The sequence below is a fragment of the Paraprevotella xylaniphila YIT 11841 genome (genome assembly GCF_000205165.1).
Taxonomy (GTDB): Bacteria; Bacteroidota; Bacteroidia; order Bacteroidales; family Bacteroidaceae; genus Paraprevotella; species Paraprevotella xylaniphila.
The window spans coordinates 124,684-147,476 of record NZ_GL883870.1 but is presented as its reverse complement, the minus strand read 5'-3'; the positions used below and the strand labels follow the sequence as shown (position 1 = coordinate 147,476).

The window sequence follows — 22,793 nt, the reverse complement described above, 5'->3', positions numbered from 1 at the left end:
CATTTAAAATTTAACTTTTATGAAAATGAAAAATGGAATGTACTTGTTTGCCACGGCAATCGTGGCCAGTACGATGGGATTGGCTTCCTGCTCGAGTGACGAGGAGGTCGCCGGAGGAACGGACCTCGGTTCGTTGATTAACGGGAAGAAGAACGATGTGACTTTGGCTCTTTCTGTGAAAGGGGCTGTGGACAAGCGTTTGAGCCAGGATGAGGCTAACATGGGTGCTACCATCCAAACCATCAGCAACATTTATGTGGTGCCGATGATTACCACCGCTACGCCTCAAGCTTCTTCCGCTTATCTTAATCCGATTAAGATGCCGGATTTCACCAATGGCCTTTCTCGCGTGGAGGAAACTGCGAAGTTGAACGAGAACATCAACGAGTTCAAGGTGTACGGTAATATCAGCGCATTGGATGAAAGCAAAATTTTTGATGGAGTGACTTCCACATTGACACAGACCACTGCGCCTTATGATGCCGAGAAGGTGACAAGTACGTTGTACAAACCGCATGGATTGTATTATTACGGTCATGCCGGCATTACGGGGAATCAGATTTATGGGGGAGAAACTTTGGATGCCGCAAGTACTGTCATTACTGTGGGAATGTCTATTAAGGGTTATAAAGCCATCAAGTTGTCCAATGTAAATTATGCCGTTGGCATGTTGGCGGCCGGTATTATCAATGGAGATGCTTTTACAACTTGTTTCTATGATAACCCAGAGTTGTCAGGTGTGGGTAAGACGGCAGAAGCAGCCGGTATAAAAGTACACAGCATCATTATCGGTGGACAGTCCCAGAAATTGGATACCGATTTTGAACGGGTTGGTACTGATTTGGTATCCATCTATGAGACAGCTACCGAAGTCAACACTGACGGGTTTGTAGACCAAGCCGTTTCTTTTGGCCAGTCTGACGGAAAGGTGGCAGAGGCATCTTTCTATTCCGTAGTAGCCGCTACGAAGGATAACGAAGATGTATCTATGAATATCGTATTCGAGATGCCTGAAAATACATATATCAAGAATGATAAGGGAGAAACTTTAGGTGGAGCTACAATCACTTACCTCTTCTTGCCGTTGGTATTGACGGATGACAAGGCAGACGTTGATGGAAAGGATGTCTTCATGAAAGACTACACTACATTGCTGAATGCCACTGTAACCGACTGGGGACGTGTGTCCGGTTCGGAAGTCATTTCAACGGATGTCAATATCGGTGTGGAAATCAATGTGGCTTGGCAGAAAGGTGTGACCTACGAGGAGGAAATCTAAACCGTAGGCCGTTTCCCTGTTTTCTAAAAAGGAAGGGAAAGTCCACTCATCACAGCAAGGTTGTGCGGCTTTGTGCTGCACAGGCCGTGAGGCCTTGCTGTTTTTCAATAGCAGAATGAACAGAATTGAATAAGGATTTTGATGAAACGAATGAAGACGAACATAGACAGATATGGCATAGGGGCATGCATGGTGTGCGCTTTGTCCTTGGCCGCGTGTATAGACGAGGATTTGTCCGATTGTCCTACAGGCGTAGAGATGCGGGACATTACGGTATCCTACCAGATAGATTTGCAGCACGGGGTTGATCCAGAGTTCGACGATGCTTTGCATTCGCTTCATTTAGGTTTTTGGAATACGCCCCAAAGCCTGTATTATGACAAGATGTTTGCTCCGCAGGACATGCCGGAAGACCTCTATTTTAAGGTCACCCTTCCTATGGGCGATTACGACCATATCGCGGTGGCCAATCATAATAATGACATGGTGACAGGAGGCGTGCATGCTTTTGGGAATGACTTGTCCGGAGTATGTGTGGATGAAACGCCGGTGGCGGGAGATACAGTCCGGGCTTTGGCCTATGCTCCTTTTGTCGGCCTGTTGAGTTTGAAGTTGGAGAACCGGGACCAAGAGCACTACACGGTGCTGATGAGTCCGGTAGTGGGCAAGATGAAAATCCGCGTGAACCATCCTACCACGCTGGCGAACGTCAAGTGCTACCTGTCGCAGACCAAGGGCGGGTTCCGTTGTTGGGCCGATGAATATGTCGACCATGACAAGATGGTGACCGACGCTTCCGGTTTCAGGAAGACGGTAAGCGGCCAATGCGACGATTTCGTCTTTTATTGTTATCCCACCTTGGGGGAAGGTGTCCGCCGGTACGCCACGAAGACCACCGGCACGTGGAAATTGTATTTCTACTCTGAATTTGAAGATAAGATCATACAACATATATTTACCGTGACTGAACCCATAGAGGCGGGGCGCGTGTTGGAAGCCGAGTTCGACATCACCGAATCGGGGGGCGAAGCCGTAGACATCACGGCCGGTGTGGAGATAGACACCGATTGGAAGCCGGGTAATGATTATGAAGGTGAAATGTGACTGGTTATGAACGATGTAAGGAGAAAAGGATATGGAGCATAAGGTACGGAAAGGGATGAAATGGCTGTGGCTCTTCTGTCTGCTGTGTTGGACGGCATGCGGAGGGGAAGAACCGGCCGGTGAGACTTTGTTGCCACCGAAGGATTGCGAAGTGACAGTGTCGGTGAGATTGGATGCTGCTTCTTTGAGAGGGATGGGAGACCCCGGTTCCGGTACGGGCGAAGGTACGGCAGAATGGACACGGATTGACATCTTCCTTGTGTACGATTGGGGGCAAGTGCTTCACTATTCGTTGGGTGAAGATTATGTGTCAGGCAAGGAACAAAAGTTTTACGCTTTTGCTGGAACGGTAAGGGATGTATATGCCGTGGCCTACAAGGAAACAGGCGTGACGACCGTGACGGCCTCTTCGGAACAGGGAATCCAAGACTTGCAGACGGCATTGCTTTCTGGTTTTTCTACGGCAGAAGAGAAAAAGGCCTATTTGCTCAGCCTTTTCAGCGGCCGGGCCGGAAAAGCCATAGAGGTCGAAAAGGAAAAGATTACCACAATCAAAGTAACCCTCCAACGGATAATAGCCAAAGTGGACGTGCAATGGGATGCTGAGGACGCTTATTCTCCCGAAGGTTATGTGGAAGCCCGGATGGGAAGCATCACACTTTACGGGACGGAAAGGGGATGGTTCTTCCCGCAATTCCATCAGGCGGAAGAAGCCCTTACGTACGCAGGGTGTTACCAAGCGGACGATGCGGTGAGCGAACGTAACGGACGTACCTATTTCTACACCTTTTCCGGACAGAAGAATAAGTTTACATTCAGTGTGTCCCATAAGAAGAAGGGAGAAGGCGCAAGCGAGAAGACCGAATACACGGCGGAATTTCTTTCACCGTTGGATGCAGCCTCGTGGCATAAGGTGAACCTGTCTGTGAAAGGAACTTCCTTTGAGGCTGAAAGTCATGACTTGCAGCTGATGTCCAATCAAGGTAATTAACACGTAAAATCATTATAATCATGTATATGCCTGTAATCAATACATTCAATGTACGAAGGATGTCAGAAAGACGTTTTTCTTTGTTTATGGTGTTATGGGGGCTGATGGCTTTGGCTGCCATGGCACAGACACGTTATTACGTGACTCCGGACGGTCAGGCTCCGAAGGTGGAAAATGCTTGGGACGGACCGTTTTACGGGTTGGAAGACGCTTTGTCGAAGGCTGTCCCCGGTGATGAAATTTGGGTGCAGGGACTTGAGGCAGGAGCCGTGTACAAAGTAGATGCCAAAGACAAGCCTTTTTTCCTGAAAGCTGGCGTGAGGCTCTATGGCGGTTTTTATGGAAATGAAACCGATGTGGAGCAGCGTGCCACGCAGGGGAAGGCCTGCAGCTTCACTTTCCGTTCGGTGCTTTCTGCCGACTTGAATGGCGATGACCGAATAGATCCTACGTCCTTGATTTATACGGGGAACACTACCCGGCAGGACAATGCGGTACGGGTATTGGAAGTGAGCGTGGATTGTGCGCAGTCGGATAACAAGAACAACGAGCGCTCGGTGGTGGACGGATTCACCATCATGGGCGGGCATGCGGAAGGGCAAAAAGGTGGAGGAATAGAAGTGAAAGGCGGGGAGTATGCGTGCGCCTATACTATCAGCCGGTGCTTTTTCTTCAATAATTATGCCGCTCAGGGAGGAGCCCTTTATGTAGAGGGGAATGCCGATGAAGCTACGAACACGTCGTTGATAGAACGTTGCATGGTTTACAATAATGCGGCGGGCCAACGCGGGGAATTAAGAAATGCCGGGGGAGGAATCTGGTTGGAAGGTGCCGGCACGGTAGTGAATACTTCCGTGTTTAACAATGAGAATGGGGGAGTCCGTATATCTCCTTCCTCCCGTGTGGTCAATTCTACTGTGGCCCGCAATACTGTAGCCGGTATCGACATGACACGGCAGACGGATGATTATGCGGTGTTCAATACCGTGGTATGGGGGAATACGGCACTGTTTGATGAAATTAGCCCGAAGTTCAAATCTTCTTCTTACCATGAAGTGACGGATGCGGGTGGCATCGACGCGGATGGCAATATTTATGTAAGCGATAAAAACAACGACCGGTCCCAGGCTTCACCGTTCTTTTCCAGTCCCTCCCAAAAGACGAGTTTCGACCGTGATTTCGATTGGAACAATGATGCTTATCCGATTTGGGCATGGGAAGTGTTGGAGGGCTCTGCATTTATAGACAAAGGTGCCGACGAGGTCTACACGGATTATGGAGAAGTTGACTTGTCCGGTTATCCACGTTTTTCTAATGGCAGGATAGACATCGGTGCATACGAGTTTCAGGCGGTACCGGCCGAACGGGTATTGCGTGTCAAGCAAGGGGCTTCGTCGGTCGGTGCCGATGGCAAGAGTTGGGAGACAGCATTTCCGGATGTGCAGGCAGCCATCAACCGTTTGGCCGAGACCGGACAGGCGGGCGAGGTCTGGGTAGCCCAGGGAGAGTATGCTCCTACGGAGTTGATGGAGAACGGCAAGCAGCACACTGCGGCTTTCATCATGAAAGAAGGTATCAACGTTTATGGTGGTTTTGCCGGGACAGAGACCCGCAAGGGAGAGCGTAAGCTTAAGGACGGCGGCATGCCTTGGGAATACGAGTACCTGACGGTATTGAAAGGGTCCGGTTACGTCAGTGAGGATGAGACGGGGCGGAAATGCGTATGGTCTGAAAATGACCAGAAATGGACGGTGAGCGGTAGCAATTCCAGTCATGTAGTATGGTTTGCCCGTATGGACGGGAGTGCTTTCACTCGTTCCACGGTACTTGATGGGGTGACCATTAAGGGAGGAAGTGCAAGGGTTGAATATGCAGGGGATTATGACGGCGACAGAGGGGGCGGTGTCTATATGCAGGCTAATGCCTACCTTAATAATTGTATTGTCACGGAGAATTCGGCCGAAGGGAACGGAGGCGCTGTATATATGGAAGGCGGATGTGTGAGCGGTTCGCTGATTTATAATAACAATGCCGATGGTAGCGGAGGAGGTGTTTACATGGACAATACGGGCATTGTCTTGCGGTCTATGTTGGCTAATAATTCGGCAGACGATGGAGGCGGAATATACATGGCAAGCCATGAAGCCTGGTTTGACGGGCGGCATCCGGAATATCTGATATTGTCTACTTCGGTGGTCAGTAACAATACGAGCCGTAAAAATGGTGCCGTATATTGCGACCGGGGAGGGGTGGTGTTGCATGCCACTATTACGAACAATAACACGCCGAATGGGGCAGATGCGAGTGCGAGCCGAACCTCCCGTACGGGTGGACTGTATGTGGACGAATATGCCTTGGTGGTGAATTCCGTATTGTGGAACAATCAGATTGATGGCATCAACGTTCCTGTTTATGCTGATAACTCTTCGGTGGATAAGGTGCGTTTCTTTTATACTGCTGTTTCTGGCATGGGCAATGCCGTGTGGAACAATACCCTCCAACAGAACTTGATTTCGCTGACGGAAGCCAATTCCCGTCCTGAGGAAAGTGTGATATCTCCGGACTTTGAAACGGAAAAGATGCCCCAGGATATCGGTGTGCAAGCCGGTTGGACTTCGGTGGATTATCATTGGATACCCCAAACCGGGTCTAATTTACGGGCCAGGGGACTTACATTGGGGCAGTTTCCCGAAGACGTTTTGCTGAATCCGGAATTGGATATTCGCGGGACGCTTTTCGCACAGAAACCTTGCTTGGGCGCCGTGGCCGTCAAGGCCATGCCGTTGCATCCGCAGGAAGACGGGGATGTCATCCGTTTGTATGTGGATATGGAGTGTACCACTCCGAGCCACGACGGAAGCAGTTGGGAGAAAGCTTATCGTTCCGTCAATGAGGCCATAGCTTGCTTCGCAGCTTATGATGAGGAGAAAGCCCGTGGAAAATCATTCGAGATTTGTATTACAGAAGGAGATTGTTATCCGCGCTATGCCTTTACCAATTTGGATCCTAAGACGGCTACTGTGAATGTATCGAGAATGCCGGGCGGGGCGACGTTGACGATTAAGGGCGGTTATCAGAGAATGGAAGGAGGAGTGGGAGAACGCGATCCTTTGACATATCGTACTTGGATTAATGGGAATCCCGATGGTACGGCTCTGGAAGACGGCATTTACCATTGCATTACCGTCGAGGCAGGAGCCAAGGTGGTGTTCGACGGATTGCATGTTACAGGAGGATATGCTGCCGGGGAAGCTACAAGTACCCAAGGGGCAGGTTTGTTGGTGGCTTCCGGAGCCGACGTTACCGTGAGGAATACGGTTTTCGAGAATAATACGGCGGTGAACGGTGCGGCTATTTCGGCTTCCGCAGCTAAGCTGACGTTAGAGAATTGTGTGGTCAACAATAATACGAATACTACGGAAACCAATCCGGTCATTTTGTGCAACGACCTTACGATGTACCATGTCACCGTGGTGAACAACATGGGGTCGGCTCCTGCCGATATGGGGGCTTCTTCTTTTTCTGCCGGGAACACGGCGGGGGCTGACACGTTCACCGGAGCTTCCTTGGGGGTTGAAGGGGCTAAAAACTTTGCCAATCCCACGAATCAAGCCGGTGCGACCATGGGATATGACACTTATCTGGGCGGCTATTCCAGTTTCTTGCCGAATACCAGTTCCGCTGAGGCCGGAAGCTTGATAAACAAGGCTGCCGGGACACCTTCGCATTTGGATAAGGACATTGCCGGGAAAGGGCGTAATTTAGGTGGTATGCCGGACAAAGGTGCTTACGAGGCCGACCTGCCGGAGAACGGGACAGTGCTTTATGTCACGGCCGGCGGGGCAGGCCGCAAAGACGGCTCGTCATGGGAAAATGCCATTGCGGGCAATGAGGTTTACGACCTTGGCAGAAAAAACACATTAGGTGTTTCCACAACAGATTCGCGTTATGTGGGTTTCTATGATGCTTCGGCCCGTCCTTATGGTGAGACTTCCGGAGCTAGCAAGTTGTTTTTCGAGCATCTCAATGAAAATAATCTGGAGGCCAGTAATGTGAATTACAAGACGGAATTTCATGGTGGAGTGACCCATGTGACGGGTGCCTCTGGTATCAATATCCGTAACAAACGTTATGAACGGTATATTGGCGGATTGCAATATGCCGTAGAGCGTGCGGCGTCTTCTGCCGAGAGCGGCCAGCGTGTACAGGTATGGGTGGCCGGAGGAACTTATACCGACTATAAGGGTTTCGTCATCCGAGACAAGGTGGAGGTATTGGGCGGTTTCCCGGCTTCCGGAACACCGGGTTTGGATGACCGCCATCCGTTGCTCTCGCAATACATCCCGGCCAATCAGGAGTCGGAGGGCTTGGAGAAGAATTTATATGAAACGATTTTGCAGATACAGGAAACCAATCCGGTTAACAATTCCGGTAGTTTGCCGGGTAGGACCCGTAAGCCTGTGTTGTTCCAACCGGATGTGTGTTTGCCGACCAAATCACCGTCGGGTCGGGAGAGTTCGTATAGCTATTGGGAATGGGGATGGACTTGGAATGATTGGAGCAACCATTGGATAAATAAAGGTTATGGCAACTCCGTTCCTGGAGCGGATGAGACAGCTTCCAACACCTACCGTTGGGAGAACCAAGAAGGAGGTTATGTGGAATATGAAGGAGCCACATGGGACGGTTTCACAATCCGTCACGGATTTTATAAGGGTTACCAAGCCAATCGAGATGGTGGTGCAGGCGTGCGCATGTTCCGTGGCGTGACCTTGCAGAATTGCGTGGTGACGGAAAACTACAATTCCTCCGGTTGTACGCGTGGGGCGGGGATTTATTGTGACGGAGAGAACAGCAAGGTGGTCAATTGTTTTATCCTGAACAACCGTAACGAAGGTGGCGAATCATACGGCGGTGGCATGTACATGATTCTCGGTACCGGGTATAACAACTTGGTGGCTAACAATTATGCACAAACCCATGGGGGTGGTATCTTTATCGAAGCGGCCACTTTCTACAACAATACGATTGCTTATAATCAGTCTAACGGAACGGGCGGATTGCATCAGTATTTTAGTGACAGTTATGGTTCTGCCAACTTACGTCTTTACAACTGTTTGATTTATGGCAACAGCAATGCCGCGTTGGGCTTTGTGGACGTGACAAAATTCAATGGGGCGTACAATAGTTACATACAGTCGAACGTAACTTTAAGCGACGAAGTCTTACGTCGGCTTCACGACTGTTATTCGGGTAGTGCTGCATCGTCCAATCCTTTCGAAAAGGGAGATGAGGCCGCGACCGAGAATAATTACAGGTTGAGTGCTGCCACGGTCTGCTTGAACCATGGTACGGAAGATTTGGGAGACAATATATCCCTTCCCGCCACAGATGTTGACTTCACCGACCGTATCAAGGACTGTACGGTGGACATCGGGGCATACGAGCGGAACAATGAAGATGCCGTGAAGGCTGATGCCGACGGAATATTTTATGTGACTTTCAACGGAAAAGGGACTGCCGTGGGAGATTCTCCTGCGAATGCGGCCTGCGCCATGAAGTTGCAGGAAGTGTTGAATGCAGCCGGACGGTTGGCGGCAAGCCGAGACGGAGTGACGGTGAAGATAGCCGGGTACGAAGGAGCTAATGTAGAGGGAGTGGTTTATCATGCCAATACGCTGTCTGATCCCAAAGACCCGCAAAGTTATACTTTCGTCATTCCTGCGGGGGTGACGGTCAAGGGTGGTTATTGGGAAGGTACGTCTACGGAGGAAGGAAACTGGGATGAGGCATCTCCACGCGATGCAGCCCGTTATATGACTGTGTTGAGCGCGGTTTCCGAGGCCACAGGTACGCGCCAAGAGGTGAACGGCTACCATGCCGTGCAGTTTGGCACGGAAGCCACGGCGGCATTGGAGAAGCCGGCCGTGCTCGACGGTGTCTATTTGGAGGACGGGCAGGCTACGTCTACCGTCGGGTATGGAGATTCAAGAACCCGGGGGGGCGGAACCATTGTGCCAAAGAATGCCCATGTGCGCAACTGTGTGGTGCGTAACAATACGGCTACGGAAGGTGGCGGGCTGTTCGTTTTGCCCGGTGGACGGGTTTCCGGATGCGGTGTGATGGGCAATACGGCTGAAAAGGGAGCCGGTATCTATGCCGGTACCGAAGGGAAAGATATGAGCCAAGTGGAAACGCGTTCTTATATTATCTCCTCCACGGTGGCAGGGAACACGGCTACAGGTACGGGGGGCGGTATATTTGTGGAGCGTGGTGCGGCGTTGACAGCCAATACCGTGGTATGGGGCAATACGGCTCCTAGCGACAAGAACGTGAGCGGTATCACGCAAGAGGTTTACCCGGATGCTTTGTTTGCTTCTATCGACTCCAAGGTGACGGCTTTCTACCCGTTTAATAACTGTTTCGTGGAGACGTATGAAATGCCGTCCAATTACGGCAACAAGTCAATGACCACGGAGTGGAAGCTTTATTTCAAAAACGACTATTATGTGCCAAGGGAGTTCTCGGCATTGATCAAGCATGGGGCATCGGTAAGGTTTCAGAAGAATTGGGTGGACAAACTTGATGTTTCTGTTTACGATATGCAAGGCAATCTTCGTGCGGAGAATACAAGTGACGAAGAATCTCTGATAGATGCAGGAGCCTATGCGCATCCCGGGGGGACGATGAAGATTCCGGAGAATGCGCATGAGGTGGTGCGGCGCATTTTCGTATCTCCTCTCAACAATACGGAATTGACAGAGGAAGAAGCCGGAAAGGAGGGCGAATTGTTGGGATGTTCGTTCTATACCAGTCTTTTCCATTTGGGCGATGCTTTGGAGTATATCCGCCAGGTACGGGCATCCAAGGTCATTCCAAATGCAAAGGACATTGAATTTGAAATCTGGTTGGCTGAAGGCACGTATAAGCCTTTGTACACTCGTGAAGGTGGGGCGGACGAGAGTGCGGGAGAACCAAGCCAACGTGACAATTCGTATGTCATTCCAGACAATGTCAAGTTGTTCGGTGGGTTTAAGGGAGACGAACCGTATGCCTGGGGGGAGATATCCTTGGTGAATGCAAGCGGAGTTCATTTTGAGGATATATCAAATTATGCTCCTGAACAGATACAGGATTTGTTGAACAAACGTGAATCAGGAGAGTTTAGCGGGAACGGTGTGAAAGAGCCCTGGGATTTTGCCCACCAGACCATCCTTTCCGGACGTGTGAATGTGGCTGAAGGCGCACGTAACGTGTACCATGTGATATATAGCAGGGCAGAAGACGACGTTACGGACAGCAAGGGCGTGGTATTGGACGGATTGACCATTATGGATGGCGAGACGGCTTCTACATTGGAAGGACAGAAGGAAATTGGACGAGGAGGCGGTATATATACCTATGGCGTAGACTATACATTGAATCGATGCCGGCTGTTGAATAATAAGGCTGTGCGCGGAGGCGCATTGCATGCCTTGAATGCGGATGTCGTCGTATCCGGTTCCGTGTTTGCCGGAAACGGTACGGTGGATAATCCTAAGGTAGGAGAAGGGACTACGGTGAATGACGTCCGGGGAGGAGCGGTATACGTGGCCGGAAGCCGCGGTGGAAAGGCTTCGTTCAAAGCCGTCAATACGCTTTGGGTGAACAACGAGGCAGACGGGGCTTTGGACGGACAACCTTCGATGGGAGGTGCCTTGGCTACGAGCGGTGAAGATGTTACGGTGGAATTGATGAACAATACCCTTGCAAGGAACAAGGCCAGTAAATATGCGGCTTTATATGTGCCCGGCGGGTTACTGACCAATACGGTGGTATGGGGCAATGAAGGGGAAGGTGCACCGGTATCAGTAGCTAAAATGGTCTATTCAGCTTCCGATGTACCGTTGGAAGATAATGTGGTGTCGACCGGATTTGTACAGCTTGATTCCCGAAACAACCATATTGACGGGCCACGTTTCTCCCGTCCCTCCACGGTGGCCGGTGTCGAAGGATATGTGTCGGATGCACGTTGGAATCCGGGAGCTATTTCTGTTTTGGTAGATGCCGGTCATGGTGAAAAAACAGTCGGGGGAGAGGAATCGGGAGCTTACTGTGAATGGATGAACAGTAATAAGGAGGCGTACCAAGGATACATGGCGGGGGACAAACGTTATGCCGGCCCGAAGGATGAACAGGGACAAGAGCAAGACAAGAAGATAGATATAGGTTTGTATGAATACCAGTATCCGACTAACCTGTATAGCTTGGATGCCGTCTACGTGGCTACGGAAGAAAGCGGCGACCGTTCGGGGGAGAGTTGGGAGAATGCTACTTCCGACTTGCGGGGCGCTTTGAATGCAATGGCCAATTCCACCGGTTCGCAAACTAATCCTTCGACCATCCAGAAAAAGGTATTCATCAAAGCCGGTGAATATAGTATTAAGACCAATTTGTACACGGGCAATGTGGCTTACCAAATCAATATGGGCACAACGGAGGATATCGTGACAAAGAGTCTGACGGTGAAAGGCTCTTATAACGATGCTGGTAAACAGGATTTTGGCCAACCTACGGTAATATCGGCTAAGGATGGGAATACCATCCTGTTGGATGTCAGTACCAAGGGTAAGCCGGTGACTGTGGAGGGCTTGACATTCCGTAGCGGTAATACCGGTGTCCGGGCCAATGCTTCCGGCGAAGGCAAGCTCACATTGAAGAATGTGGCTTCACGCGCCAATATTACAGGCATCGACTTGACGGAGAGCAACGGGGATATTCTGATTGTGAATACCTTGATGGGCGACGGGCAGACTGGACTGAGAGCCACGACAGGAACCACGGTGGTCAATGCCACCTTTGCGCAAAACCAGAGGAAGGCTGTGGAAGGCACCCCGAAAGCGGTGTACAACTCCGTGGCATGGAGGAACGGCGAGGAGTTGGACGGGTTGTACGGAAAGGGAAATGTCTCTTTGGGAACAGCTGAGAACAGCGACATTGAGCATGGACCGAACTTTGTGGATCCGGATAATGGGGATGTTTTGTCACGTGACTACCGTATCCGTCCTAACCTGACTTTGTTGGACAAAGGCGACAATGCGGCCTATCAGCGTGAGGTGTTGGGAAAAGAAGATGAACCGATTCCGTCTGCCGAAAGCGATTTGGCCGGAAGCCAGCGTGCGGTGGGAGAAGGCATCGACGTGGGAGCATACGAATATGCGTCGGAATTGAAACCGGTGATTTATGTGAAAGCCGGTGTGGCAGGAGGAGACCAAAGTGGAAGCGACTGGGCCAATGCCATGGGCGATTTGCAAGGGGCTGCCGATTTGGCTACAGTATATGCCCAGGGCCACGAAGGGGAGAACGGTTACGTGTTTGTACACGGGAACGTGAAAGGCTTGCCGTTGCGCCTGGCCCGCCAGAATGTGAAAGTATATGGCAGCATGGCCGATGAGGCCGGAGAAACACCCGACGCCGTGTTGGCGGCACGGAAGGGCTTGTTGGAAGTTTCCGGACGTTCTTCCTTGTCCTCCCTGGAAATGACCGGTGCCAGTGTGGTGGACGGCTTTGAAGTGAAGGGCGAAGATAACAGAGTTTCCGCAGGCATGTTGTCTACTTCTATCCTTGCATCCGGCAGCAAGTTGGATTTGGGAACCGGTGGAGTATTATATAATAGTATTGTGGACGGGGCGACCGTGGACGGGCAAGGAAAGGCCGTGAACGTGACGGCTGTGAACGGCGGCACGTTGGGCGATGCCTCGAAGGAAAACACGGTGGAGGCCGGACAGGAGAACGGTTATGTGGCCGATGGATATTGGGCATACCAGTTGAAGGAAACGGATACCGGGAATATCGATGGCGGGAAAACGGATATCGAGACTTACATGACGAGGGCCGGACATGAGAAAGACCTTGCGGGTAACCTGCGTGTGCGTGGCACGGTGGACAACGGCTGTTTCGAGACATGGAACGTGGAGGGGAGCGCGGAGGTGACGGACGGTGACTATCCGCATGGAAAGTCAGTGGTGTACGTGCGCGAAGGCGGTGAACTGCGCCTGAAGCGCGGCTATGCTTCCGCATCGCCTTTCAACCCCGGGTTCTTGTTGTTGGAACACGGTGCCGGCTTGTGGGGCGGAGGCAGGCAAGTCGCTTTGACGCACTTTGCCGCAGAACGCAAACTGGTGGCGGATAACGGATATAAGGACTTGGTGGCTATGCCATTCCGTGTAGACCGTATGACAGTGGACGGGAAAGAGGATGCCCAAGTAGGCATATTCCGGTATGACGGGAATTTGCGTGCAGGACATGACTACGCTTTCGAGGAGAGTGATTCGAAAGCTTGGAGGGATATTTCTTCGGGTGTGCTTGAGGCTGTGACGGAAGGGTTGCTCTTTGAGGCACCGGAAGGACATGACAAGGACATGACCCTGCGTTTCTATGGAACGGATTACAAGGAAGACGGACAGCCGAAGAGCATCGAATTGAAGCAGTATAATTTCAATGCTCCTTGGAGTTCCGCTGATGAAGACGGGGCACCCATAAGGAGAACATGGGATGGAACCTCTTCGGTTCGCCATACCTCTGTACGATGAACTACGAGGATATGGAATATGGCCGTGTGGTGTATGGCTATGCCAATGATGGGTATTACACGGCTATGGGCTTGTCATCCGACGGTACGCGTGTACAGGGTAATATTCCTGCGGGCAGCGCAGTCTTTACGCAGACGGCAACCCTGAAAGAAAAGGAGACGTTTGACGTGGGGATGCGTGCCGAAGAAGTGCAGGAACCGGTACGTAGTACGGACTTGGCGCTTTATATTGCGCCTGAAGCAGGCAAGCGAGGCGTGGAAACCGGTGGCATCCATGACGAGTTGCAGTTGATGGCGGTGCCGTCGGAAGAAGCCTCGATGGAATTCGACTTGGCGCACGACGGCGTGAAATGGATGAACGACAACGGCGAACCTGAAATCTTTGCCGTACGCGACGGCGGACGTTATTCGTTGCTTTCGGCCATCGACCGTGAAGGCACGATAGGCGTGGGCGTAAGCCTGCCCGAAGCGGGAATGTACTCCATCGGCATTCCGGAAGACTGCGAGGCCGGGGATTATGAATATGTGATACTGAAAGATGCAGTGACGGGCAAGGCGGCCGACCTGAAAGAAGGGGCTTACTCGTTCCGGACGGCGGAAGCGGGAGTCGCTGAGGGACGCTTTACTTTGAGTTTCAAACGTATGGATGCAGACCAACGGCATGATATATATGTGAAGTCCGGTATGGGCAAGGCCACCGTGTTTGGTGTGGCCGACGGCGATGCCGTGACCGTGGTGACGGTCGACGGTAAGATTGTGGCTACCGAGGAGGCTACAGGAAACGAAGTGGCTTTTGTACTGGCAAGAGGGGCTTACCTCTTCAAGGTGGCCGGTGCCGACGGACGGACTACTGTGGTAAAAGCCATGGTCCGGTAGAGGATAGTGGATTTTAAGGTTGGTGAAGCCCCTCGCACGGTGAATGTGCGAGGGGCTTCTTATATGGTCAGGCCGGACTTCAGAGCTTTTCTTTCAGGTAGCGGCCCGTATAGCTGTCCGGGCAGGCCGCTACTTCGTGCGGTGTGCCGCACACGACCACGTTGCCGCCTTGCGCGCCTCCTTCCGGACCGAGGTCGATGATGTGGTCGGCACATTTTATGACATCCATGTTGTGTTCGATGATGACGAGCGTGTGGCCGCGCAGGATGAGGGCGTCGAAAGCCGCCAACAGGCGTTTGATGTCATGGAAATGCAGTCCCGTGGTCGGTTCGTCGAAGATGAAAATGGTAGGTTCCACCTTTTCCATGCCGAGATAGTAGGCCAGTTTCACGCGTTGGTTCTCGCCGCCCGATAGGGTGTTGGACGATTGTCCCAACTTGATGTAGCCCAGTCCCACGTCTTGTAGTGGTTTGAGCTTTTTGGAAATCTTGGCTTGCCCCTGTGCGTCGAAGAACTCGATGGCTTGGTTCACTGTCATGTTGAGCACGTCGTAAATGTTCTGCCCGCCGAATTTCACCTCCAACAGGTCGCTTTTGAACCGTTTGCCGTGGCATGACTCGCATTCCAGCACGAGGTCGGCCATGAACTGCATTTCCACCGTGACTGTCCCTTCGCCCTTGCATTCCTCGCAACGTCCGCCTTCGGTGTTGAAAGAGAAGAAGCCGGGCGTGAAACCCATTTGCTGGGACAGCGGTTGTGCAGCGAACAGTTTGCGTATCTCGTCGTAAGCCTTGATATAAGTGACGGGGTTGCTGCGCGAGGATTTTCCGATGGGGTTCTGGTCCACGAACTCGATATTTTTTACCATTTGCAGGTCGCCTTCCAGTCCGAGGAACTCTCCCGGGCGGTCTGCCACTTCGTCGAACTGCCTTTTCATGGCACGGTAGAAGATGTCGCGCACGAGGGTGGACTTGCCTGAGCCGCTGACTCCCGTGACCACCGTCATGACGTTGAGCGGGAAGCGTACGTCGATGCCGCGCAGGTTGTTGGCCCGTGCGCCTTTCACTTCGATATAGTTTGTCCATGGGCGTACGCTGTCCGGCAAGGCGATGGTTTCCTGCCCCGTCAGGTATTTCACGGTGTAGCTCCGTGTGTCCTGCGGTTTCTCGGCCAACATCTGCTGTAGGTCGCCTTGGAACACCACCTCACCGCCCAATCGTCCGGCCTGCGGTCCGATGTCGATGATGTAGTCTGCCGCACGGATGATTTCCTCGTCATGTTCTACCACGATGACCGTGTTGCCTAATTGTTGTAATTGCCGGAGCACACGGATGAGTTTGTCCGTGTCGCGGCTGTGTAGTCCGATGCTCGGTTCGTCTAAGATATAGAGCGAACCCACCAGGCTGCTGCCCAATGACGTGGCCAGGTTGATGCGTTGGCTTTCGCCGCCCGAAAGCGTGTTGCTCAGGCGGTTCAGGGTGAGGTATCCCAGTCCTACGTCGAGCAGGAAACGGATGCGGTTGTTGATTTCTGTGAGTAGGCGTTTGCCCACTTCCGCCTCGTGGGCGGTGAGCGTCAGCGTGTCGAAGAACTTCTTCAGTTCGGTGACGGGCAGGTCTACCAAATCCGAAATGGCCCGCCCGCCCACTTTCACATATCCGGCTTCGGGACGCAGGCGCGTGCCGTGGCATTGTGGGCAGATCGTCTTGCCCCGGTAACGCGCCAACATGACGCGGTTCTGTATTTTGTATTGGTCTTTTTCCAACATCTTGAAGAAGTTGTCGATGCAGACTTCCTCATCGGGCGATGAAGCACCGGCCGTCCCGTGCCATAGATAATCTTTTTGTTCCCGGGTCAACTTGTAATAGGGTTCAAAAATAGGGAAGTTCACTTTCTGAGCCCTACGGCAGAACTCCGTTTTCCATTCGCCCATCTTTTCTCCGCGCCAACAGACCACGGCTCCGTCGTACACGCTGAGGGCCGAGTTGGGGATGACCAACTTTTCGTCGATGCCGATGACCCGTCCGAATCCCTCGCATACGGGGCAGGCACCGACCGGCGAGTTGAAGGCGAACAAATTGTCCGTCGGTTCCTCGAACGTGATGCCGTCCGCTTCAAAACGTGTGGAAAAGGAGTGCAGGATACCCGACGGCACGATGCGCAGCATACATTGCCCGTTCCCTTCATAAAAGGCGGTTTCGGCCGAGTCTGTCAGTCGGGAAATACTGTCTTTGCTGTCATCGCAACTCATGCGGTCGATGAGCAGATGGATGGTGCGGTGTTCGCCTTTCGACGGGTCCGAGGACAGTTCCAACATGAAGTCTTCGATGCGCACGACCTCGCCGTCCACTTCGATGCGCGAGAATCCTTGCTTGAAGTCGCTGTCCAGTTGCTCTTGAAGGGTACGTCCTTCACGGACCTGCAACGGGGCGAGTACGGTGAAGCGCGTGCCTTTGGAGTAGGACAACATACATTGCACTACGTCTTCCGTGGTGTTTTTTTTCACTTCCTGACCGCTCACGGGGGAGAAAGTGTGCCCGATACGGGCATACAACAGGCGCAGGTACTCGTAAATTTCAGTGGAAGTCCCTACGGTGGAACGGGGATTGCGGCTGCTCACCTTTTGCTCGATGGCGATGGCGGGCGGGATGCCTTTGATGTAGTCGCATTCCGGTTTGCTCATTCGTCCGAGAAACTGCCGGGCGTAAGCCGACAGGCTCTCCACGTAGCGTCGCTGTCCTTCGGCGTAGAGCGTGTCGAACGCTAGCGAAGACTTGCCCGATCCGGACAGGCCGGTGATGACAATCAGTTTATTGCGCGGAATGTCCAGGTCGATATTCTTCAGGTTGTTCACCCTTGCCCCCTTGATGTGTATGTAGTCGTTCATCAGTTGTTTTCGTTAATTGTCCTTATGTTTGCAAAGTTAGTCAATGTTTGGCAAAGGCATGATGGATTTTTATTGTATTTTTGCACGGAAATAACGTGTATGATGAATAAAAAATCACTTTTGCTTTTGATGATGTGGCTTTGCAGCTTTGCGTTGCAGGCCCAGTTGTCGCCCAAACGGGAGTTTCGCGGCGCATGGATACAGTGTGTGAACTATCAGTTTATGGGGTTGGGTACGGCAGAGATGCAGCGTACGCTGACGTACCAGTTGAATGAACTGCAAAAGTGCGGTATCAATGCCATACTGTTTCAGGTGCGCCCCGAGTTCGACGCGCTTTATGCCAGCAGCTTCGAACCGTGGAGCCGTTATCTGACCGGAAAGCAAGGCACGCCGCCTTCTCCCTATTGGGATCCGTTGCAATGGATGATAGCCCAATGTCATGCACGGGGTATGGAGCTGCATGCCTGGATCAATCCTTACCGGGCCAAAACGAAGGGTACGAAGGAACTGGCTGCCACACATGATTACAGAAAGCATCCCGGGCGGTATTTCTGGTATGGCGAACAACTGATTATGGATCCGGGGATGCCTGAGAACCGGGACTACATTTGCAACGTCGTGACGGACATCCTGTTGCGTTATGACGTGGATGGCATTCATATCGACGATTACTTTTATCCTTATCCCGAAAGCGGTTTGCGCATCCCGGACGACCAGACGTATGCGCGTTACGGGAACGGGATGAACCGCGATGACTGGCGGCGGGAGAACGTGAACCTTTTCATCCGCCAGTTGCACGACTGCATCCATGCCGTGAAGCCTTGGGTGAAGTTCGGCGTGTCTCCTTTCGGTATTTACCGTAACTTGAAGAGCGACCCGGAGAACGGCAGCAATACGCGCGGACTGCAGAACTATGACGATCTCTATGCTGATGTGCTGAAGTGGGTGAAGGAAGGTTGGGTGGATTATAACATTCCTCAGGTGTATTGGGAAATCGGGCATTCCGCAGCAGATTATGATACACTGATACGTTGGTGGAGCGAGCATGCCGGCCACAGGCCGCTCATCATCGGGCAGGACGTGGACCGCACGGTAGCCAAAGCCGACCCCGTGGACCCGAACAAACACCAGATGGAGCGCAAGATGGCCTTGCAACGTTCGCTGCCTAACATCGAGGGCAGTTGCCAATGGTATGCCAAGGCCGTGGTGGACAACAAAGGAAACTATGGCACGATGTTGCGCAACTATTACCACCGTTATCCGGCTTTGCAGCCTGAGATGCCGTGGATAGACCACAAGCGGCCGAAGAAGGTGCGCAAGCTGACTGCCTTGTGGACGGAAGACGGCTACATGCTGTTTTGGCGTGCGCCAAGGGGAAAAGGCGAGATGGACCGTGCGTGTCAATACGTGGTTTACCGTTTTGCCGAGGGCGAGCCTGTAGATTTGGAATATGCCGAGAATATCGTGGCGATTACGCCGAACACTTTCTATAAACTGCCGTACGAGGACGGAAACCGGAAATATACGTATGTGGTGACGGCACTCGACCGTCTGCAAAACGAGTCGAAAAAGGTGAAGAAGAAAATACGTCTTTAGAATTGTATGCGGACGGCATGAAAATCGTTTGTCTGAAAGGAGGACTGGGGAACCAGATGTTTGAATATTGTCGTTTCCGGGATTTGATGGACTCCGGAAACGGTAAGGTTTATCTGTTTTACGACCGCCGTAGGTTGAAACAGCATGATGGATTGAGGCTTTCCGATTGTTTTGAACTGGAATTGCCTTCCTGTCCGTGGGGGATAAGACTGGTGGTTTGGGGGCTCAAGATCTGTCGTGCCATAGGAGTTTTGAAAAGGCTGTATGATGATGAGAAGCCCGATGCCGTGTTGATAGACGATTACAGCCAGCATCGGCGTTTTATACCGAATGCTCGTCGTTACTTCTCTTTCCGTCAGTTTTTGGCAGAACTGCAGAGTGGTTTCGTACAGATGATAAGAGCCGTGGATTACCCGGTATCGGTACACGTGAGGCGCGGAGATTATTTGCATCCTTCGAACTCGAGTTTCGTTTTATGCGGAGTGGACTATTTCCGGCAAGCCATTGCTTATGTCAGAAAGAAGAGGCCCGATGCGCGTTTCTTTTTCTTTTCCGATGATATGGAATGGGTGAGGGAGAATCTTTGGATGGAGGATGCCGTATATGTGGAACATACGGAACTGATGCCCGACTACATGGATTTATATTTGATGACTTTGTGTCGTGGGCATATCATTTCCAATTCCACGTTCAGCTTTTGGGGGGCATATTTGGCCGTAGACGGCAACGGTATGAAAATCTATCCTCGTCGGTGGTTCCGCGACCCGACATGGATCACTCCGCCTATTTTTTCGGAGGAGTGGGTCGGGTTATAGGATATAAGATACGTCCCCGGGAATTTCCGTTTGGGATTTCCCGGGGACGTGTGCATTACGTAGAATGAAGGTGTTAACGTTTCCGTCGAGACGAGAACTTTCGTTTGTACCACAAGTAATAGCCGCTGAGCGGGAGAATCCCTCCGATGAAAGCAGCCAGGAAATAAAGCACCTTGGTCCATAGGCCGCCCCAGGAGCCGGTGTGGAAGGCATAAAACCAACCTTTCAGCGTCTGTGAGGCCGGGGCATCCTTATAATAGGTTATGGAACCGAGGCGACCTGTTTGCGGGTCAAATTGTATTTTATCCGTTTGACGACGGTCGGTATTCGGGTTGGGGGCTACTTCTATGCCTTCCGTAGCCAGTTTGACCGACTTGTAGGTCGGATAAATCTGGCGGACAGCGTCTGCGGCTTTGTCCCATACGGCATAATTGAAAGTGTTTCCTTCCCGGCCTTTTTCTCCCCTGATATGCTGCTGTCTTTCCGGCCAGGACTGTTTTGCGGTATCTTTCCGTCCCTTTTGCTGAAATTCCGGTCGAGGCGTGTTTTCCTCTTTTGGCGCGGTGCCACCGAAAAGGGAATAGGCGGCAGTGCGGTACCAAGTGAACGACCAGGTAAGCCCGGTCAGTGCCATGACGAGGAGGAATGGTGTGGCGTAGAAACCGAGCGATACGTGACTGTCGTACCAGAAACGCCGCCATCCTTTGTTGCAGGATACTTGAAGGCGGTTTTTCAGAGCCTTTTTGGTTTTCGGTATCCAAATCACCACACCACTGATGAGTATCGCAACGAAGACCAACGTAGTGATACCGACGATCGTTTTACCCACGGTCTTGTCTCCTTTCCGGGGCGGGACATCCATTAGCCAACGATGAAGTTTGCGCATGATCTGAAAGAAAGGATAGCTTTTGTTCCATCCGTTTATCTCGCCGGTGTAAGGGTTTACGCTTAGCGTCTTGCGGTTTAAGTGCTCAAAGCTGACCATCCAGGCTTCTTCCGGGTCGCCTGACATTTGCAGGCCGGAAATCTGCAATGAGTCCGGAAGTTGCATGCCGAGCTTCGTGACCAGTTCGGAAGGCGTGAGCGGCTTTGCCCCGTCCTCTGCTTCGACCCGGTAAAAGCCGGGATTCAAGGCACGGGTGACATCCTGCTCAAATACCAACGCCGCCCCCGAAAGGCAGACGACGCTGATAATGATGCCGAATGGAAGGGAAAACCAAAGGTGAATCTTGGCGAATGTTTTTCTCATATCCCAAAATTAGTTCGTAGCAGACAGTTTGCCGATGGCCGACACGCTGTTGTGGGTAATGATGGTCAATCCTTTGGTGGCTTTAGCCGTGGCCGGGTCTATCTTGTAGAGTGCCGGAGCGTCGCCGTCTGTGGTCGTGACCGGAATGTAGGCTACGCCATTGTCGCTGAAAGGAATACCGAAAGACGAAATCTTGTCTTGGGCCGGCAATCCCTCGGTTACTTGGGTCAGCGTGCCGCTTTGGCCCTTGAATACGGCCAATTCTTTGGTCGGTGCATTCTTGCCGCTCATCGTTCCTTCGCTGTACATCTGAAGCAAGAAATAGTCGGCCGTGATATGCCAACAACGGAACATCGGATGTCCGGTGCCTTGTGACTCGAGGTTATAGTAGTAATCTGGGTCGAAAGTGGTCTGGCCGGCCTTGATGCGGACAACGCCCGAAGGCAGTTGTCCTGTGACTTTCTTCAGGTCGGCAGAAGAGGTGGCCGTACGTCCGTAGCCCGGAGAGAATACATAAAGGTCACCGTTGTCCGCTGCCCAAATGGTTTGATAGTATTGTGATTTCATACGTCCGCAGGCGAAGCCAATCTTATCGGTTTCCGCAATGACCGGAGTATCGTTGAAGCTGTCCCCACTGTAAATAGCTATGAAAGCCTTGTCCGGATATTGGGTCGAAGGGATTTGCCCGGCTGTATATTTTCCGGAACCGCTCCCCCCGTCTTGGGTTGCTATGAGGGCTTGATCCGTGACTTTTTCGGGGTAGGTGTTCACGCCGTAGTGGCTCATGCCCATGGGGACTACCGAGGTGTAGAGCTTGCCGTTGGCTTCTACGAAACCGGCAAAGCTGACGATTTCTCCGTTACCCAGGAAGTTTTCCGCGATGCGCGTACCTGTTGTCGTATTACCGGTATGTACGTTTAGATAGTTGAACTGCAAATATTTGGCATAATGGCCTTTGGAATCTTTCTCTTTCGAGCCATCGTTGGTGGAAGACGTGATGACATTGTCTCCCCATGTCCCGTATGTCGTTACACGGTTGAACGTATATTCCCGTGCTTCTTTTACTTTTCCGGTTGTGGCGTTCAGGACATAAGAGGCTCCGGTACCCGCATTTCCATCGTTATATTGCAAGCCGAAGAGGTATTGCTGCCCGTAAAATACCCAGTAGGATGCACCGATGGCTTCCGTGCCGTTGCCCAATACCGTCACGCTACCTTCGTCGAGTGTCTCGCTGGTGACGAGATAAGTACCTTCGTCTGCCTTGGCTGCAATGACGTATTTGCTTGTACCCGGAGCCGTGGCGCCGCCATTGCCATTGCCTCCGCCGGGAGTGGTGTCGTCGTCGCTGCACGAAGTCAATGCGCCACCGGCGCAGAGGGCGGCAGCAAGCGCCCAAGTGAAGAATCTTTTTTCCATGTTTTTAATT

Annotated in this window: 10 protein-coding genes; 7 read left to right on the top strand and 3 right to left on the bottom strand. The window is 52.0% G+C overall.

The features are described from left to right. Positions 1-19 precede the first annotated feature (19 nt). The 5 genes from HMPREF9442_RS11700 to HMPREF9442_RS15960 all read left to right on the top strand — a co-directional run bounded on the left by HMPREF9442_RS11700 (position 20) and on the right by HMPREF9442_RS15960 (position 14,820). Entirely contained in the window at positions 20-1,279 is a 1,260-nt protein-coding gene (locus HMPREF9442_RS11700) for a hypothetical protein (protein ID WP_008628795.1), read from the top strand. 141 nt (positions 1,280-1,420) lie between these two features. Next, a complete protein-coding gene (locus HMPREF9442_RS11695; protein ID WP_008628793.1) occupies positions 1,421-2,383 on the top strand; it encodes a FimB/Mfa2 family fimbrial subunit in 963 nt (320 codons plus the stop codon). A gap of 31 nt (positions 2,384-2,414) precedes the next feature. After that, entirely contained in the window at positions 2,415-3,374 is a 960-nt protein-coding gene (locus HMPREF9442_RS11690) for a hypothetical protein (RefSeq protein ID WP_008628791.1), read from the top strand. Positions 3,375-3,433: 59 nt separating this feature from the next. Beyond that, the gene (locus tag HMPREF9442_RS11685; RefSeq protein WP_147639917.1) at positions 3,434-13,945 is read left to right on the top strand and encodes a right-handed parallel beta-helix repeat-containing protein; all 10,512 of its coding nucleotides are present in this window, start codon (positions 3,434-3,436) and stop codon (positions 13,943-13,945) included. Continuing rightward, entirely contained in the window at positions 13,903-14,820 is a 918-nt protein-coding gene (locus HMPREF9442_RS15960) for a DUF8693 domain-containing protein (protein ID WP_147639916.1), read from the top strand. Before HMPREF9442_RS11685 ends, HMPREF9442_RS15960 begins: the two co-directional genes overlap by 43 nt. A gap of 79 nt (positions 14,821-14,899) precedes the next feature. Here HMPREF9442_RS15960 and uvrA read toward each other — a convergent pair whose 3' ends face one another. Then, positions 14,900-17,707, bottom strand: a complete 2,808-nt coding sequence (gene uvrA, locus HMPREF9442_RS11680) for an excinuclease ABC subunit UvrA (protein ID WP_008628786.1) — start codon at positions 17,705-17,707, stop codon at positions 14,900-14,902. Between the two features lie 99 nt (positions 17,708-17,806). On the opposite strand from uvrA, the gene HMPREF9442_RS11675 reads away from it, so the two are divergent. Both HMPREF9442_RS11675 and HMPREF9442_RS11670 read left to right on the top strand, forming a co-directional pair. Continuing rightward, positions 17,807-19,303 carry a glycoside hydrolase family 10-like protein gene (locus HMPREF9442_RS11675; RefSeq protein WP_040603025.1) on the top strand — a complete coding sequence of 499 codons (1,497 nt, stop codon included), beginning with the start codon at positions 17,807-17,809 and terminating at the stop codon, positions 19,301-19,303. 17 nt (positions 19,304-19,320) lie between these two features. Then, on the top strand, positions 19,321-20,118 hold the full coding sequence (locus HMPREF9442_RS11670) for an alpha-1,2-fucosyltransferase (protein ID WP_008628783.1): 798 nt from the start codon (positions 19,321-19,323) through the stop codon (positions 20,116-20,118). 73 nt (positions 20,119-20,191) lie between these two features. On the opposite strand, the gene HMPREF9442_RS11665 is transcribed toward HMPREF9442_RS11670, so the two are convergent. After that, complete coding sequence (locus HMPREF9442_RS11665) at positions 20,192-21,367, bottom strand: PepSY-associated TM helix domain-containing protein (protein ID WP_008628780.1); 1,176 nt, start codon at positions 21,365-21,367, stop codon at positions 20,192-20,194. Positions 21,368-21,376: 9 nt separating this feature from the next. Further along, complete coding sequence (locus tag HMPREF9442_RS11660) at positions 21,377-22,783, bottom strand: DUF4374 domain-containing protein (RefSeq protein WP_008628769.1); 1,407 nt, start codon at positions 22,781-22,783, stop codon at positions 21,377-21,379. Positions 22,784-22,793 lie beyond the last annotated feature (10 nt).